12 protein-coding genes, 1 pseudogene and 1 riboswitch are annotated in these 16,562 nt (G+C 41.6%); of the genes and pseudogenes, 11 read left to right on the top strand and 2 right to left on the bottom strand.

Going from position 1 to position 16,562, the window contains the following annotated elements; translation table 11 throughout:
• Nucleotide 1: 1 nt before the first annotated feature.
• A complete protein-coding gene (locus BUB71_RS13090) occupies nt 2-898 on the bottom strand; it encodes an ABC transporter ATP-binding protein (protein ID WP_073155288.1) in 897 nt (298 codons plus the stop codon).
• A gap of 197 nt (nt 899-1,095) precedes the next feature.
• Here BUB71_RS13090 and BUB71_RS13085 point away from each other — a divergent pair, with 197 nt between their 5' ends.
• The 9 genes and pseudogenes from BUB71_RS13085 to BUB71_RS13045 all read left to right on the top strand — a co-directional run bounded on the left by BUB71_RS13085 (nt 1,096) and on the right by BUB71_RS13045 (nt 13,617).
• A complete protein-coding gene (locus BUB71_RS13085; RefSeq protein WP_073155287.1) occupies nt 1,096-1,800 on the top strand; it encodes a DUF4397 domain-containing protein in 705 nt (234 codons plus the stop codon).
• Between the two features lie 559 nt (nt 1,801-2,359).
• Entirely contained in the window at nt 2,360-3,709 is a 1,350-nt protein-coding gene (locus BUB71_RS13080) for a helix-turn-helix domain-containing protein (protein WP_073155286.1), read from the top strand.
• Between the two features lie 60 nt (nt 3,710-3,769).
• Nucleotides 3,770-3,881, top strand: a riboswitch (SAM riboswitch).
• A gap of 142 nt (nt 3,882-4,023) precedes the next feature.
• Nucleotides 4,024-7,413 (top strand): methionine synthase, encoded by a 3,390-nt coding sequence (gene metH / locus BUB71_RS13075; RefSeq protein WP_245815635.1) that lies wholly within the window; start codon nt 4,024-4,026, stop codon nt 7,411-7,413.
• A gap of 14 nt (nt 7,414-7,427) precedes the next feature.
• On the top strand, nt 7,428-9,293 hold the full coding sequence (locus BUB71_RS13070) for a bifunctional homocysteine S-methyltransferase/methylenetetrahydrofolate reductase (RefSeq protein ID WP_422785144.1): 1,866 nt from the start codon (nt 7,428-7,430) through the stop codon (nt 9,291-9,293).
• 564 nt (nt 9,294-9,857) lie between these two features.
• A complete protein-coding gene (locus tag BUB71_RS13065) occupies nt 9,858-11,750 on the top strand; it encodes an ATP-binding cassette domain-containing protein (protein ID WP_073155284.1) in 1,893 nt (630 codons plus the stop codon).
• A 411-nt stretch (nt 11,751-12,161) separates the two neighbouring features.
• Nucleotides 12,162-12,557, top strand: a complete 396-nt coding sequence (tnpA, locus tag BUB71_RS13060; RefSeq protein WP_073155283.1) for an IS200/IS605 family transposase — start codon at nt 12,162-12,164, stop codon at nt 12,555-12,557.
• 13 nt (nt 12,558-12,570) lie between these two features.
• Nucleotides 12,571-12,714: pseudogene (locus BUB71_RS20015) on the top strand (helix-turn-helix domain-containing protein); the annotation flags it as partial.
• The gene (locus tag BUB71_RS13050) at nt 12,683-12,871 is read left to right on the top strand and encodes a zinc ribbon domain-containing protein (protein WP_422785143.1); all 189 of its coding nucleotides are present in this window, start codon (nt 12,683-12,685) and stop codon (nt 12,869-12,871) included. The pseudogene BUB71_RS20015 and the gene BUB71_RS13050, both read left to right, overlap by 32 nt.
• 197 nt (nt 12,872-13,068) lie before the next feature.
• Nucleotides 13,069-13,617, top strand: coding sequence for an NUDIX hydrolase (locus BUB71_RS13045; RefSeq protein WP_073155282.1), 549 nt, complete (start codon nt 13,069-13,071; stop codon nt 13,615-13,617).
• Nucleotide 13,618: 1 nt separating this feature from the next.
• On the opposite strand, the gene BUB71_RS13040 is transcribed toward BUB71_RS13045, so the two are convergent.
• A complete protein-coding gene (locus tag BUB71_RS13040) occupies nt 13,619-13,996 on the bottom strand; it encodes a hypothetical protein (protein ID WP_073155281.1) in 378 nt (125 codons plus the stop codon).
• A 231-nt stretch (nt 13,997-14,227) separates the two neighbouring features.
• Between BUB71_RS13040 and BUB71_RS13035 the strand changes: the two genes are divergently transcribed.
• Together BUB71_RS13035 and BUB71_RS13030 are read left to right on the top strand one after the other, a co-directional pair.
• A complete protein-coding gene (locus BUB71_RS13035) occupies nt 14,228-15,502 on the top strand; it encodes an ATP-binding protein (protein WP_073155280.1) in 1,275 nt (424 codons plus the stop codon).
• 6 nt (nt 15,503-15,508) lie between these two features.
• The gene (locus BUB71_RS13030) at nt 15,509-16,429 is read left to right on the top strand and encodes a response regulator (protein ID WP_073155279.1); all 921 of its coding nucleotides are present in this window, start codon (nt 15,509-15,511) and stop codon (nt 16,427-16,429) included.
• The last annotated feature ends 133 nt before the right edge of the window (nt 16,430-16,562 follow it).

The following is a 16,562-nucleotide window of genomic DNA, read 5'->3' as shown; positions in this document are numbered from 1 at the left end:
CCTAAGAAATTTTTGCTTTTTCTACATAGTGTTGAAATGCTTCTTCCAAATTACTATTTGAGATTTCAATTTCTTTCATTTTTAAATGACTATTAATTAGTTCTCTTATTAATTGATCAGTATCTTGGCTATATAGCTTGACACGTTCGCCTTCCCAGACCACATCTGTAACACCAGGAAATTGATATAGTTTTTGAGTAGTAGTCTTTTGATCAACGATGAAAGATATCGATTTCCCTAGTGTGGATTTTTTTAATTCTGTTGGTGTTCCATCTACGATCAGTTTGCCTTGATCGATCATGATGATCCGATCGGCCATCTTATCTGCCTCTTCAAGGTAATGTGTAGTAAGAATAATCGTTTTTCCTTGCTCTTTTAGTTTGCGAACTGTATCCCAGAATAATTGACGCGAAATAATATCCATGCCTACAGTTGGTTCATCTAAAAATAGAAGATCAGGATCACCAGCAAGTGATAAGGCAAAGCTAAGCCGTCTTTTTTGCCCTCCGGAAAGCGAATGAGCGATTTTTTTGCGACTCTTCTGTAAGTCGGAAACTGCTAATAAATAATCTAATGGCAACGACTTTGGATAGTAATGACGGAATAAATCGATCAATTCTTCTACAGTTAAGTCATCAATTAGATGTACATCTTGTAACATAGCGCCAATCCGGTTTTTGACTGCTGTCTCTTCAGGCTTTTTTCCAAAGAGGAGAATTTGTCCGCTCGTTTGATTGATTAATCCAAGCATCATGGATATTGTTGTTGTTTTACCGGCTCCATTGGGGCCTAGTAATGCGACAAAGCTTCCTTTCTCTATTTCAAATGATAGATTCTGAACAACTTTTTTGTCAGTAAAGCGTTTGTGTACCTGATTCAGTTGAATCACTGGTTTCATTTTTGATCACCTCAGATAAGTTGCTTTCGTTTGTCTTGATACACTTATCTTACTGGTCTGGGGTAAAATAGAACATTCATAGATGTCATCACTTTCACATGACATTTGTCATCTTCTATGTCTTTGAGAAAAACGTATCTCTTTTACTTTGATTGCATACATTTAAGTGATCTTAGGAGATAAGGAGCGTTAAACAGATGACAGATTGGCTGATGAATGATGATCTTAGAAGAGCGGAGCTCGATATTCAAAGAGGAATGAGTCACTATATGCAGGTGGAGCAAGGCTTGTCGGGGGAGAAGGTGCAGAAGCATTCGCCTAGACCAGAGATTCGCTTTTTACATGCGGCAATTTCTTCGTCAAGGACACCTATTGATATATATATTGATGATCGAAGAGTGGTTCATGCTTTGCCCTATCTTTCGCATAGCTCCTATTTTGCAATACCATCTGGAAATCATCGCCTAGAAATATTTCGGAGCGGTGATCGTCAACGTCTTTTACTACGTAAGCATTTTGAAGTCGATTGGAAGAAGCGTTATACAGCCGGGTTAACGGATCGTCAACGAGAGTCACATCGGATTCAGATGCTGCTCTATCAGGATGAACAAACGGCAGAACCGAGTGTATCAAAAGTTCGGTTCATTCACCTTTCTCCCCAAGCACCAACACTCGATTTAAAGGCACAAGGAGGAGAGATACTCTTTAAACAAGTAAGTTATAAAGGTGCTACAAAATATATAGAGCTTCATCCTGGGCGGATCCATCTTAAATTGTGCAGTTCGGATAATAAACTGAACATTTCGAGAATAACACCCATCACTTTAATATCCGGTGAAGTCTCCACATGGGTTGTCGTAAATCCAACACGTGTGTTAAATATGATTCAACTAAAGGGGTAAAAAAATATAAAAAATATAGCAAAGACGCTGATATAAGGAGATGGGAAAACAGAACCAGGTGATGATCGAAGCTTCACAGCTCATCATCACCTGGCTCATGTTGGTCAGTCTCACTTCACCACGGCGATCCGTACTGTAGGTCGGTTCGCTGAGTAGGTCTCACTCTCACTTCTTCATGGTGACCCAGACTCTGCCGCTCTGTAGGCCGGTCCACTTTCGGTCCCTCCACTCGTTCGGAGGTGTCGGGATCGTACCGTTCGGCGACATGATCACGATGTTCGAAGAGGAGAACATATTCTCCTCGGATGGAACGAGTCCTTCTCCATGATTTGTCCAATATAACTCTAATCAAGCAATAGTCTTCTCTATATTTGCTATGGACCCTTGCCTTTTTACTATATGTTCCTTTTATTAAAATATATGTTAATTTAGTTGATCACATTTTCCTTGGAAACATTTACAAGCTTTTAATGTCTAATTCTATTCATCTTTTTCTTTATCTCACATAGGATAATCGATTAAAATATAGTTAACAAATATTCCGAAAGGGGAGGAGCGCGTGAATGTTCTCGAGATCAATGAGATTGGTAAGTTTATCCGTAATAAGAGGAAAGAACAAGGGTTACGTTTAGAAGATTTAGCGGATGAGCATATTTCAACTGCTACCATTAGTAACGTAGAACGCGGCGTCCCCCATGTTAATAAAGATAAAGTTTTGTATTTGCTAGATAAGTTAAATATAAATATAAAAGAAATACCTAAGTTGATGATAGAAAACAGTGAGAATACGGAACGAGTGGAGCTAACTTTTACTGCCATGGAAGCATTGATTGATCTAGGTAAAGATGAAGAAGCGCTCTTAATGCTAAAAAGTATTCCTAAGCGATCCATTGCAAACTATCAGGCGATCCAACATTTGCTCCAAGGGAAGAGATTCTTACAAAAGCAACAATGGAAAAAAGCAGAACGTGAATTGAGTGAAGCCATTCGATATGCTGAACAGGATTCCTATGCTCAAGAGAACAATGTCATTGCTAGCAGTTACGCCGAACTAGCCCGCTGTAGTTTTGAACGTCAGGATGTAGATCAAGCATTGATCTATGTAGAACGAGGTGTAAGGGCATTTCAAAAACGGGGAAATCATGAGGATCAATTAATCTATCAGTTGCAATTACAACAGGTTACCTATTTAGAACAACTTGGGCATACAAATGAAGCGATTAAGTATTTAGAATTGCTTTGGAACTCAATTGATTCCATTCGAAAAGATGGTTTTGTGTTGGAGATGTACAGATTACGGGCAGAATTATATCTGCGTATGAAGTTGCATCATGATGCAATTGTTTATGCACGGGAAGGAATCAGGTTAGCAAATGGAAGTCGTTACCAAGATCATTTATTTCATCTCTGGGTATTACTGGGTAAGATTTACCTTGAAGTGGAGCAGTTAGAACATGCAGAAACCTGTTTTCACTTTGTACGGGGAATGGTTGAATATGTTCGTCAACCATTTGATATTGTACAGGCTTATCTGCCCATGATTCAGTTAGCATTGAAGCAGGATAATATTCACCTTGCTGATACGATTGCTGATGAAAGTTTAAAAATGATTGGTCAAAATACTGGTGATGAATGGGCTTTACGATCCCTCTATCTAAAGGCACAGATAGAGAAACAAAAAAAAGCATGGAATCAAGCAGTTGTCCATCTGGAACGAGTGATATCCGCTACTCAAGAAAACGGTTTCACCGAACTTTGTTTTGAGGCATGCTTTGCTCTTGCTGATTGTTATATGGAGCTACACGATGACGAGAAGTTTTTACAAGTTACAAAAAAAATGTACTCTTTACAAAAAGAGTCAAACTTACATACAGCAGAGACTTTTCAACAGCTAGGAAAACAAATGTAAGTACGCAGTTTGACAAGAGTTTGGAAAAAATGTATAGTTATGTAATTGAATAAAATACTTCTCTTATCGAGAGTGGTGGAGGGACTGGCCCGATGAAACCCGGCAACCAGTAGATGAATGATCATCTACATGGTGCCAATTCCTGCAGAGTAAATCCTCTGAGTGATGAGAGCGTTGCATGTAGTGATCGACACAACAACCTTCATCTTCTGAGATGAAGGTTTTTTTGTGAGATAGAAAGTAGGATGATGTGTGTGAATAGAAAATCGATTCAAGAACGATTAAATGAGAAGATTTTAATTATCGATGGCGCTATGGGAACCATGTTACAACAAGCGAATCTAACTGCTGAAGATTTTGGCGGAGAGGAATATGAAGGTTGTAATGAGATGCTTAATCTCACGCGTCCAGATTTAATTCAAAAAATACATGAAGCCTACTATGATGCAGGTGCCGATATCATTGAAACCAATACATTTGGTGCTACTTCTGTTGTCTTAGCAGAGTATCAGCTTCAAGATCGTACGGAAGAGATAAATCTTGCTGCTGCACGGGTAGCTTGTGCAGCGCGTGATCTTTATGATCACCCAGATACTCCTCGATATGTAGCAGGATCGCTGGGGCCGACTACGAAAACCCTTTCGGTAACAGGTGGTATCACTTTTGAAGAGTTAATTCAAGCATATTATGAACAGGTTCGGGCACTTGTAACAGGTGGAGTCGATCTTCTTTTATTAGAAACCTCGCAGGATACTCTAAATGTTAAAGCCGCAAGTCTAGGTATGAAGCAAGCTTTTACGGAATTAGGTAAAGAGATTCCTGTGATGATCTCAGGAACAATTGAGCCGATGGGAACGATGTTAGCAGGGCAGAATATTGAAGCATTTTATCTCTCGATTGAGCATTTAAGACCGCTTTCGGTGGGACTAAATTGTGCAACAGGGCCAGAGTTTATGAAGGACCATATCCGAAGTCTTGCCTTACTATCACAAAGTGCAGTTAGTTGTTATCCAAATGCTGGATTGCCTGATGAAGATGGCAACTATCTGGAAACACCACAAGCGCTAGCGAAAAAATTGGGCGACTTTGCAGCAGCAGGTTGGTTGAACATGGCAGGGGGTTGTTGTGGAACGACTCCTGACCATATTCGAGCGATTGCCGAAACGATGAAACAGTATCAACCTAGGAAACAGCTTATCGACCATTTTCCTGCCGTCTCTGGCATAGAACCACTCTTTCTAGAACCGGATAATCGACCGATTCTCGTGGGAGAGCGTACAAATGTGATTGGAAGCCGGAAATTTAAGGAGTTAATTGCTTCTGGTTTATACGAAGAGGCTTCAGAAGTGGCACGTCGTCAAGTAAAAGGCGGTGCGCAGGTCATTGACATTTGTCTGGCTGACCCTGATCGAGAAGAATTAATCGATATGGAATCATTTCTTCAGTTTGTTACAAAGAAAATAAAGGTACCTCTAATGATTGATTCTACTGATCCACAAGTGATTGAACGAGCGCTTACGTATTCTCAAGGGAAGGCGATTATTAATTCGATTAACTTAGAGGATGGAGAAGAGCGCTTTGCCGAGGTTCTACCAATGGTGCATCGCTTTGGGGCTGCTGTTGTAGTAGGGACAATCGATGAAGCAGGTATGGCTGTGAGTCGAGAGCGCAAGCTGGAAGTGGCGAAACGTTCTTATCAGTTATTAACTGAGAAATATCGGATTCCAGCAGAAGATATTATCTTTGATCCGCTTGTTTTTCCTTGTGGCACAGGGGATGAACAATATATTGGCTCTGCTTTGGAAACTGTTGAAGGAATTCGTTTGATCAAAGAACATTTACCAGCCTGTTCCACCATTTTAGGTGTATCAAATATCTCTTTTGGGTTACCTTTAGCAGGGCGGGAAGTGCTTAACGCAGTTTACCTCTATCAATGCACCAAAGCAGGACTTGACTATGCGATTGTAAATACAGAGCGGTTAGAACGATATGCTTCGATTCCAGAAGAGGAAAGAGAGTTGGCCAATCGGTTATTATTTGAGACCCATGGAGAAAATTATGAGTCAGTTTTAGCGGAGTTTACGGCTTTCTATCGCGAAAAAAGAGTGGAACAGAAAACACCAATCAAGCAACTCAGCCTAGAGGATCGCTTGGCACAATATGTGGTCGAAGGCTCAAAAGATGGTTTAATCGAAGATTTGGATGAAGCTTTAACGCGCTATGAACCGTTGGAAATTATTAATGGTCCTTTGATGACAGGCATGGATGAAGTCGGACGTTTATTTAATGATAATCAGTTGATAGTAGCGGAAGTTTTGCAAAGTGCGGAAGTGATGAAGACATCAGTCGCCCATCTAGAACCGCATATGGATCAACTCGAAACCTCTACAAAAGGAAAAGTGATCCTAGCGACGGTAAAAGGTGATGTTCACGACATTGGTAAGAACTTAGTTGAAATCATTCTCAGCAATAATGGTTACCAAATTGTAAATCTTGGAATCAAAGTGCCTCCTGAGCAATTGATTGAGTCATGTCGGATCGAAAAACCCGATATTATCGGTCTTTCTGGCTTATTGGTGAAGTCTGCTCAACAGATGGTGATCACAGCTCAGGATTTACAAGCGGTTGGAGTCGATGTTCCTCTACTGGTCGGGGGCGCTGCTCTTTCTCGTAAATTTACCGATACGCGGATTGCATCTGTCTATGAAGGCCCTGTGCTATATGCAAAAGATGCTATGCATGGGCTTGAGTTGGCCAATAAGCTAGTAAATGAAGAAGGAAAAATTTCTTTACTGGAAGACTTAGAACAACGCCAAATAAAAGTGCAGGAAAGGAATCAAACTGCTGAAGAAATCGCAAAACCGAGAACACCATTGAAACGTTCGCCGATTGATCGGAAGGCACCTTTATTTACACCGCCTGATTATGAAACCCATATTCTTCGTGAGTATCCACTACCACACTTACGACCATATGTCAATCGACAGATGTTATTGGGAAAGCATTTAGGGATTCGGGGTAATGTCGAACAATTATTAGCACAAGGAGATGCAAAAGCAATTGAGTTAAATCAGCAATTAGAACTTCTTTGGCAGAAAATTGAACAAGAAAAATATCTCTCTCCATCAGGTATGTATCGGTTTTTCCCAGCTCAGGCGGATGGAGACTCCATCATAATCTATGACCCAGATGATCACAAGCGTATAATCGAACGTTTTACCTTTCCGCGCCAACAGGTCGAGCCCTATCTTTGTCTAGCTGATTTTCTTCGTCCTACGTCATCTGGAGAGATGGATACAGTTGGATTTCTTGCTGTTACGGCTGGGCATGGCGTGCGAGAACGCGCTGAGCAATGGAAAGATGAAGGGGCATATTTAGATTCGCATATGATTCAGGCGCTCGCGCTTGAATTAGCAGAAGCCTTCGCGGAGCGTTTGCACCAAGTTATGCGTGATGTTTGGGGCTTTCCTGACCCCGTAGAGATGACCATGAAGGAACGATTTGGCGCTCGTTATCAGGGGATACGGGTCTCGTTTGGCTATCCAGCTTGTCCAGATTTAGCAGATCAGGAGAAACTATTTGGACTGATCCAACCCGAACGAATCGGGATTCATTTGACTGAGGGTTTCATGATGGAACCAGAAGCCTCAGTATCGGCGATGGTTTTTGCACATCCACAAGCGCGTTACTTTAGCGCTGTGTAGGGGGGATATTCGGAGTGGAACAATCGGTACGTGAGTATATGAAAGAAAAAGTATTACTCGGTGATGGTGCAATGGCTACCTATTTATACCAACAAGGAATTCCAGTGCAGATCTGTTATGAAGAGCTCAATTTGACAGAACCATCTGTCATCGAAACCGTCCATCGGGATTATCTGCGTGCAGGCGCAAAAATGATCGAGACGAACACTTATGGAGCAAACCGCGACCGCTTGAAACGTTATGGATTGGAAAATAAAGTCGTCAAAATGAATCGAGAAGCGGTAAAAATTGCTCGTCAAGCTGCTGGTAAAGATGCTTATGTTTTTGGTACAATTGGCTCCATTCTTGCCGGACGGATGATGGAGTATGACCCGGAAGAATACCTAGATTTATATGAGGAACAGGCGACTGCTCTGTTATATGGTGGTGTCGATGGGATTCTACTTGAAACATTCCTCGATGTACATGAATTGAAATTAGCCGTGCAAGCAGTACGAGGCTTAACCGATCTTCCCCTATTTGCACAGTTCTCACTTTTAGATGTGGGGCAGACTCGGGATGCCTATCCGCTTTCTGAAGCGTTTTTAGAGGTGGCTGAACAAGTTGATGGAGTTGGTCTTAATTGCCGATTAGGACCTGTTGAAATTTTACGATGTTTGGAAAAAACACCGATTCCAGCAGAACTTCAATTGTCCGTATTTCCAAATGCAGGGCGACTTGGTATTGATGACGGACACTATAAATATAAGTCGCATCCTGATTACTTTGCCAAGACAGCCGAGCTATTGATTAAGCAAGGTGTCAACTTGATTGGCGGTTGCTGCGGAACGACTCCTGAGCATATTTCAGAGATGCGCAGAGTTGTGGAGCAGTATCGTCCTGTAAAACGGATTAATCCAAAGCCAGTAAAAGTAGTAGAAGAATCGCCTCAACCTGTGATCAAGCTTCCAAAGCGTAGCCGACCAACTGTAGTAGAAAAAGTGGCCACACAGCGCACCATTATTTGTGAATTTGATACACCGCGGGATCTTGATGTGCAGGATTTTCTCTTAGGGGCTCGTCGTTTACATGAAGCGGGCATTGACGCCATTACGATGGCAGATAATGCGTTAGCGACCACTCGAATGAGCAATCTGGCATTGGGCGCCTTGCTAAAGACAAAGTGGGGCATCGATCCACTATTGCATGTTGCCTGCCGGGACCGAAATCTGTTGGGGCAACAATCGCATCTGATGGGACTGCATGCTTTAGGGATTGATCAGATTTTAGTCATTACAGGCGATCCAACTCGAATTGGAGATTTGCCAGGAGCAAGCTCCATTTATGATGTAACTTCATTTGAATTGATTCGAATGGTCAAACAACTAAATCAAGGTACCTCTTTCTCTGGAAAGCCATTAAAACAACGGGCTCAGTTTGTTGTTGGAACAGCATTTAATCCACATGTTCGCAAGATCGAAAAAGCAGTTGAACGGCTGGAAAAGAAGATTGAAATGGGCGCAGATTTTGTAATGACACAGCCAATTTATGATACAGCAGGGATTCAATTGCTATATGAAGCAACTCAGCATCTATCCGTCCCGATTTTTGTAGGAATTATGCCCTTAACAAGTTATCGGAATGCTCTTTTTCTGCATAATGAAGTTCCAGGAATTAAGATTGCAGATCATGTGCTGGCACAAATGGAACAAACGACCGAACCAGCAGCCGCGAGAAGGCTTGGAGTGGAGATTACAAAAGAAGTACTTGATGCAGCGATGGAAACTTTTTTAGGGATTTATTTAATCACACCATTTTCTTATTGGAAAATGAGCCTTGATCTAACATCATATATCAGAGAACAAGATCGAAAACAAAATGTTGCTCATGATTTTAAGTAATGAATAAATGGTTTTCGCAATAAGTATTTGTAAACCAGCAGAAGAAAGCCTATTTTGCTTTGTAAAAAGTATCAGAGTTCTGTACAAATTGCCAGTTTTATAGTATAAATTGAGCGTACAGGAATTATTTACGGGAGGGTACTTACTGCATGAACGAAAGTTTATTAGACTCGTCATTTTTTGTAATTTTTTTCCTTGTTATTTCCATTGTCTTAGCTAGTTTGTATGTTAGAGAACGGATAAAAAATAACGGTTAATCACCCTCTGCTGTTGGAAAGCCTTAAACCCTTGATGGATCGGGGTTTGAGGCTTTTTGTTTACATTCGTATCTTGATCTTTCACCGATGTGGAACGGTTTCTCTGTGATTATGGAGACCCAAACTCATGGACTGCACTGATGTTTATTGACATACGTTAACTGGGTGTGGATTCAAAAAGATTGATTTAGTTATAGACTTATCATTTGTTATGATATAGCAGAGAACAGTTTGAACATTTGCTACCCTAGATGGAGGTGGCACTCAAAAAAGAGGCAACCGTAAGTAGGAGTCCGAAAGGATCAACGTGGATACAGGCAAGAAAAAAGAGAAAGCAAGAGTTTCTGGAAAAAGGGAGCTCTTTCGTTCAACCAGCAGTAGTAAGAGCCTTCTGGCAAAAGTGTTGCTCCTCGCCTTGCTGGAGGCTGTGTCATCTGCTCTGATTCCTCTGGCACTCAAGCAGATGCTGGAGAACCCTGGGAAGTGGACCATCCTGGGGTACGCGAGTTCCCTCGCGGTTCAGGTCGGATTGCTGGTGATGTTCTTTGAGTATGCAAGAACGTTCCAGGTGGTCATGGGCCAGTATCTGATGGAACGCTTGGCTCGTCAGCTGGAGGATGCAGCACTAGAACCTCTCTCGGGACTGCGTCGGCGTTTCGGTCAGGTGCATAGTAGTCTCGTGCAGAAGCTGGTCGATAACTTTGGTCGTGATCTCCCCATCATGATCAAAGATGCCTGGATCGTGATGTTTCAGCAGGTGGGGATTTGTTTGGCGTTTGGGGTCAAGTACCTTCTGATCTCGGCGCTGGGCCTGCTGATCATGAGCTGCTTTGTTTACCTGGCAGTTCGTGAAAAGAAGCGCTTCAGTGAGCGTCAAAAGAAGCTGGATGGCGCTCTCAACAACCACATCGACAGCATGACCGAGCAGCTTGTGGTCTTTCAGGAGACCAGAACGACTGGCTTGAAGCGTGATCATGTCAGGAGAGTGACCGGCAAGATCGTCCAACTCTTCCTGGAAACAGCATGGAAACGTTTCTTGCTGGTCGTAGCACCACGGACGTTGCCGACGCTGGTCAGTGTCTGGAGCGTGCTGATGCTGGCAGTTTCCGAAGGTCATTCGCTGCCTCAACTGTCGATGATCTCTGGGTTTATGGAGACGACTCTCGTCGTTTCCTACTCCTGTATGCTGCTGTTTCTCAATATGGCGGATAGCCAGGGGAATTTGCGGCATCTGGAAGAGGCGCTCAATTCACCTAAGCGACCTGAAGGAAGTGATGTAGTTGGTCCTATTGACGCCCTTTCTCTTTCCCAGGATCTGTGCGTCACACTGCCCTCAGGAAGAAAGCTTTTCCTAGACGGGCTCTTTCCGAATCATCCGAGGGTAAAGGAGCTGATTTTTAAAGCCGGTCAGTTCTACATTCTCGTAGGGCCTTCCGGGTCAGGCAAGACAAGACTCGTCGAAATCGTTGCCCGCCGCAGTGAAAATGTGGCGGACGAAGGGATCAAGTGGTCAGGAACCTATCGGATCAAAAGCAGCGGCAGCTGGATGAGCCTGTTCAGTACGACTCTCAGTTCCTTCTGCAAGTACATCTTCTACTGCTCGCAGCGGGCAAGTTACGTGGATGGTGTGCGAGCTGATGAATCTGAAGCGTGGCAACCTGGGACGGTCCGGGACAACATCGGACTACACCTGGAGAGCGCTGATTGCTCGTCCGAGCGAATGAACCAGGTGCTGGATCAAGTCACCAGTACGCTGAAAGAAACCGTTAAACCGCTTGCAAATGATTCAAAGCAGGCGGAGTGGAAGGAGCGACTGGTTCATCTCATTGCCTGGATCGTAGAGCTTGACCATCTCGACCAAGAGGTGGGAACGCTCTCTGGTGGTGAGGCTATCCGCTGTATGTTGGGGCGAGCGCTGGTAGGAGCGATGCTGGTCGATCGACCGGTGCTCATTCTCGACGAGACATTCTCTCAGCTTGATTCGGGGACTGCTCTGCGGATTCTCAAACGGCTACGCATTCTGATGCGTCTAGGTGGGGGATGCGTGATCATGGTGAGCCATAGTCACGAGTTGAACCCGGCTGATGCAATCGTCTTGGTGTTCGGATCGAATGGTCGGGGCATCATCGAAACAGGACGTGTCGCCGAACTGAGTAAACGAGAGTCTTCGGAGTACAACAAGGTGCTTCGAGCCTGTTAAAGGCGTGGCCTTACTTCTGTTGGAGTGAGGCTGCCTTGTTTATTGATTGAATATTCAATGAATTAAACAAATAGTACTTCAGACTGAAGAAAAACCTAATTGATTAAAAGAAGAGGTGTACAATTGGGTAGAAGTAGGAGAAATTGTAGAGTTAATATTTTGCTATGGAGCCTAAAATGGAAGCGAAGCGTGAAATATTGACGGAACCTTTATTTGTCTACAAGCTGGTACTTTTGATCTAGAGCAGTAATTCTATCAGTTTTTCTGAAAGAGTACTCCCACTTCAAGTTGCTAAGTGGGTGGTGAATTTCAGTTAGGCGATAGCCTAGAGGCATTTGTTTTTAGAACATTTACTCTTTTTATTTTTATATGATATAATCAGTCTTAATTAGTTGAAAGGTTGTTTTGTATATGAAAATAGATAGTAATAATCATTCGGTGTTCAGTTTAAGTTATCATTTAGTTTTAGTTATCAAATATCGTCGAAAAGTAATCAATCATGAGGTATCTGAAAAAGCAAAACAAATGTTTATCGACATTGGAAGTAAGTATCATATAACATTGCTAGAGTGGAACCACGATCAAGACCATGTTCATGTGTTGTTTAAGGCACATCCTAAAACTGAACTTTCAAAGTTTATAAATGCTTACAAAAGTGCCAGTTCTCGCATCATCAAAAAAGAATTTCCCCATATCAAAAAGCAATTGTGGAAGGAGTACTTCTGGTCTAGAAGTTTTTGTCTTCTAACTACAGGCAGTACACCCATTGATGTAGTTAGAAAATATATTGAAAAACAGGGAAAGTGAGGTTGAAAAGAAAATGCACAAAGCATATAAGTTTCGGTTGTACCCGACAAAGGAACAAGCAACCCTTATGAATAAGTCCATTGGATGTAGTCGATTTGTATTTAACCACTTCTTAGCAAAATGGAATGAAACATACAAATCCATCCAGTCAGCTTTGTTCCAACTGTGGTTACAGAAATAAGGAAGTAAAAAGCCTCAACCTTAGAAAGTGGACATGTCCTGATTGTGGTACAGAACACGACAGGGATATGAACGCCGCTACGAACATCTTGCAAGAAGGTATAAGACTCATTGCCGCTGGAATGGCGGTATAGCTTGGTTCATATCCCGTCAGTAGATGGGAGTTCCCAAGAATCCCCCACCTCTTAGCATTAGCGTAGGTGGCGGGAGTGTTCAATCCTCTAACTGATTATATTGGGAGAGGTTCCTATGCGCAAAAGATTGTACAGTGATGTTTTCACTAGGAACAAAACAGGGAAGTCTTTCAATATCTATTTATTTTTAGGATGTGATGATAATCAAATCAATTCAACAGCAAATCAATACATATTTAAACCGATTTCCCGATGAAAAGTCTAGTCTTACACCCCTTCTAAACCAAGTTGATCAGCCAAACCAACTCTATCATCGGAAAAGTCTACCAGGGCACATTACTGCAAGTGGCATTATTCTAAAAGGCGATCGAATATTAATGATTTATCATCCGATTTTAAAAAAGTGGTTGCAACCAGGGGGACATGTGGAAGTGGGAGAAGTGCCGTTTGAAGCAGCCATTCGCGAAGTAAAAGAAGAGACTGGCTTTAGATGTCAGCTTCACGAATGGCATTGTAAAAATAGTATTCCGATTGATATAGATATTCATCAAGTACCCACCAATCAGGATAAACAGGAGCCAGAACATCTACACTATGATTTTCGTTATTTACTAACGATAGACCCATTCATAGAAACAATAGTTGATGGTGAACATCAATGGGCCTGGATCAAGTATGAGTCAGTTCAACAGCATCGACCGAAAGAATTCGTTAAAAAGCTATTAAAATATCAGTTGATTTTGTAATCTATCTGGTTCGATCTGGGTTTGGTGGTGCAGGAGTCTGTGCTGTGGGCTGTTGTGATTGTGTTCGGTTGACTGTAGAACGGATAAATGCAGTGGTTGCCCGATCTGTGCCCTTTTGAGCAGCTTGAGATAGCGAGCGTTGTCCTTGATTTAACCCTTGCACAAGCCCTGTTGCAGGAGAGGCTAGTAATGAATAAAAGCCATTACCGTTTGTATAGCCCATTGCTCTATCCATCCCTGCGGCAAAAGACCGTATTCCTTGTCCGGCAAACTGAAGAGCCATTTGCGTAGCCATAGACATCCCTGCGATCAGCCCTCTTGTGGCAAATTGACCCACTCTAGCGCCTGCGATCACTCCTGCGCTTGCTATACGATTCATATAAATTTCTCCTACATTCTTTAAAAATTATTCTGTATTTACCCATTATAGCAAAAGAGAGAGGTGTATTGGCTATAATGAATGATGTAGATCATGATAATCAATCGTTTGCAGATGTGCCAATATATAACAGAATATTATAAATAATCCATTTGGTTGATGCTGCTAGCAACTCTTGTATGAAATCAGCGCTATAATAGTTAAAAGGTGAGTGAAGAAAAGAGGGATGGTTTGAAAGAGAATAGATTTATCCTTGTGTGGATGTTGTTAACGGTTGCGTTGGCAGGTGAGTTAAAATTTTATCCCTTTGGTGATAGCTTTCGCATTAGCCTTGGTACGGCAATTTTTTTCTTTTTTTTGCTCTGGGTAAGGGAAGTGCCCGTTATTCTATCAGGGTTTATCGTCGGTTTATTTGTTCTAATCTTTCGACTCGTGCTTGACCTCTTTTTTTCTCCGACTGTTCCATTTTCTCAGTCTTTTATCACGCATGCTCCTGCATTTATATATTATTTTACATTTTCTATTCTATTTCAATTGACAGGGATGAAAAAATTAATTCGGAAACCCGCGTTGGTGGGGCTATTAGGCGTTGTCATTGAGACCTTAACAGGGCTTACAGAGATAGCTGTACGCTACTCTTTTTCAGGGAAGCCGATCACATTTTTCATTATCGATTATTTTCTAATGGTTGCTGTTATTCGGAGTTTCTTTGTCGTAGGTTTTTTTAATATCGTCCAGCTTCGACAAGCGAAATTGGAAAAAGAAGGAGAGCGAAAAAGAAACGAGCATGTATTGTTTTTAATCTCCAATTTATATGAAGAGACCGTTCACTTAAAAAAGTCGATTCAAAATGCTGAAGAGATTACAAAGGATTGTTACCAGTTATATAAGAGTATGAATGATCAGGAAGATCAGCTTTCAAAAGAAGAATTAACTCAAAGTTTACTACAGGTTGCTGGACAAGTACATGAAATAAAAAAAGATAATCAACGAATCTATGCGGGATTAGCCAAAATGATTTCCGATGAGAGCAAAACTGACTATATGTCTGTGGAGGAGATTGGAGAATTGGTCATCTCTACACATCAACGTTTAGCGAAGTTACTCGGGAAGGAGATTCAATTTTCGCTTCAAATCAAAGGAAATCACCCTTTTTATCATGTATATCACATGCTTTCGTTAATCAATAATCTAGTGGTCAATGCTGTAGAGGCGATAAAACATCAAGGAATGATCAAACTTGAGATTAAAAAAGTTCGCCAATGGGTTGAAATGATTGTAACCAATGATGGTCCAGGGATTGCCACAAAGCACCAAGAGATGATATTTAAGGCTGGTTTTACAACGAAATATGATCGATCTGGAAAGCCTTCTACTGGGATTGGTTTATCCTATGTACAGGAGATGACATGGAAATTAGAAGGAGATGTTTCCTTTACCAGTCAAGAAGGAGAGACCTTGTTTCGTATTCGATTGCCTATTAAAAAAATAAGCCGGGGAGGGTGAATAGAATTGCGTTTTTTCTTAGTGGATGATGATGATGTGGTGCGAATGATGCTCACGGAAATTATCGAAGAAGAGGGATTGGGTGAAGTAATTCAAACAGCTTTAGATGGCTCTACTGTCACAGATGAGTTATTACAGATGAATCATATCGATATCTTGATCATTGATTTGATGATGCCAGTCAAAGATGGTTTAGCAACGGTAAGAACATTAGAAACATATCAAGGAAAAGTGATTATGATTTCACAGGTTGAAAGTAAAGAGATGGTAGAAGAAGCTTATACGCTAGGCGTTGAATATTATATTACAAAGCCGATTAATCGTGTTGAAGTTTGTACGGTGATTCGCCGTGTTCAAGAGAGGATGAAGTTGGAACAATCGATTTCAGATATTAAGAAGTCTCTTCGTTTGCTCGATCTAGTGCCTGATCAAACAAGAGTAGAAAATCCTTTTACAGAGAAAAGCATTACAACGGCTGGTCGATTTTTATTGGGTGAATTAGGGATTGAGGGAGAGAGTGGGGAAAAAGATTTATTGGCTATTTTACGTCATCTTTTTCAATTAGAGAGAAATGGATCATTTGAAAACGATTTTCCGCTACTAAAGAATCTATTTGATCAAGTCGCTCGACATCAATTAGGCTCAGATGTGACAGAAGCGAAATTGAAAAGAGAAGTGAAAGCGATGGAACAACGAATTCGACGAGCGATTGAACAATCCTTAGCCCATCTTGCCTCAATCGGACTAACTGATTATGCACATCCAAAATTTGAAAAGTATGCTTCACGCTTCTTTGATTTTACAGAAATTCGTAAGAAGATGATCCAGATTCAAAAACCACAAGTGTTTGGGAAGGAAAAAATCCGAATCAACATGAAGAAATTTATACAGATCCTTTATTTTGAAGCAAAGCGAGCGATTGGATAGCGGAATTGAACTTTTTTTGAACATTTCCCCCTTCATACATGTAGATTTTTGTAGTTTTCTGTATGTCCTCATATATATTGAAATTGTCTACCCTAAAGGAAAATTGGAAGCGCTCTACATGAGGAGGGATTAA

The sequence above is a fragment of the Seinonella peptonophila genome (assembly GCF_900129355.1).
In the GTDB taxonomy this organism is placed as follows: domain Bacteria; phylum Bacillota; class Bacilli; order Thermoactinomycetales; family Thermoactinomycetaceae; genus Seinonella; species Seinonella peptonophila.
The sequence above is the reverse complement of the archived record's forward strand: the minus strand, read 5'-3'. Positions and strand labels throughout refer to the sequence as shown.

Bases quoted from the DNA above. Each gene is read 5' to 3' on its own strand.
- BUB71_RS13090 (WP_073155288.1), bottom strand. From the start codon at position 898: ATGAAACCAGTGATTCAACTGAATCAGGTACACAAACGCTTTACTGAC.
- BUB71_RS13085 (WP_073155287.1), top strand. From the start codon at position 1,096: ATGACAGATTGGCTGATGAATGATGATCTTAGAAGAGCGGAGCTCGAT.
- metH (WP_245815635.1), top strand. From the start codon at position 4,024: ATGGGAACCATGTTACAACAAGCGAATCTAACTGCTGAAGATTTTGGC.
- tnpA (WP_073155283.1), top strand. From the start codon at position 12,162: ATGAAAATAGATAGTAATAATCATTCGGTGTTCAGTTTAAGTTATCAT.
- BUB71_RS13050 (WP_422785143.1), top strand. From the start codon at position 12,683: ATGAAACATACAAATCCATCCAGTCAGCTTTGTTCCAACTGTGGTTAC.
- BUB71_RS13045 (WP_073155282.1), top strand. From the start codon at position 13,069: ATGATAATCAAATCAATTCAACAGCAAATCAATACATATTTAAACCGA.
- BUB71_RS13040 (WP_073155281.1), bottom strand. From the start codon at position 13,996: ATGAATCGTATAGCAAGCGCAGGAGTGATCGCAGGCGCTAGAGTGGGT.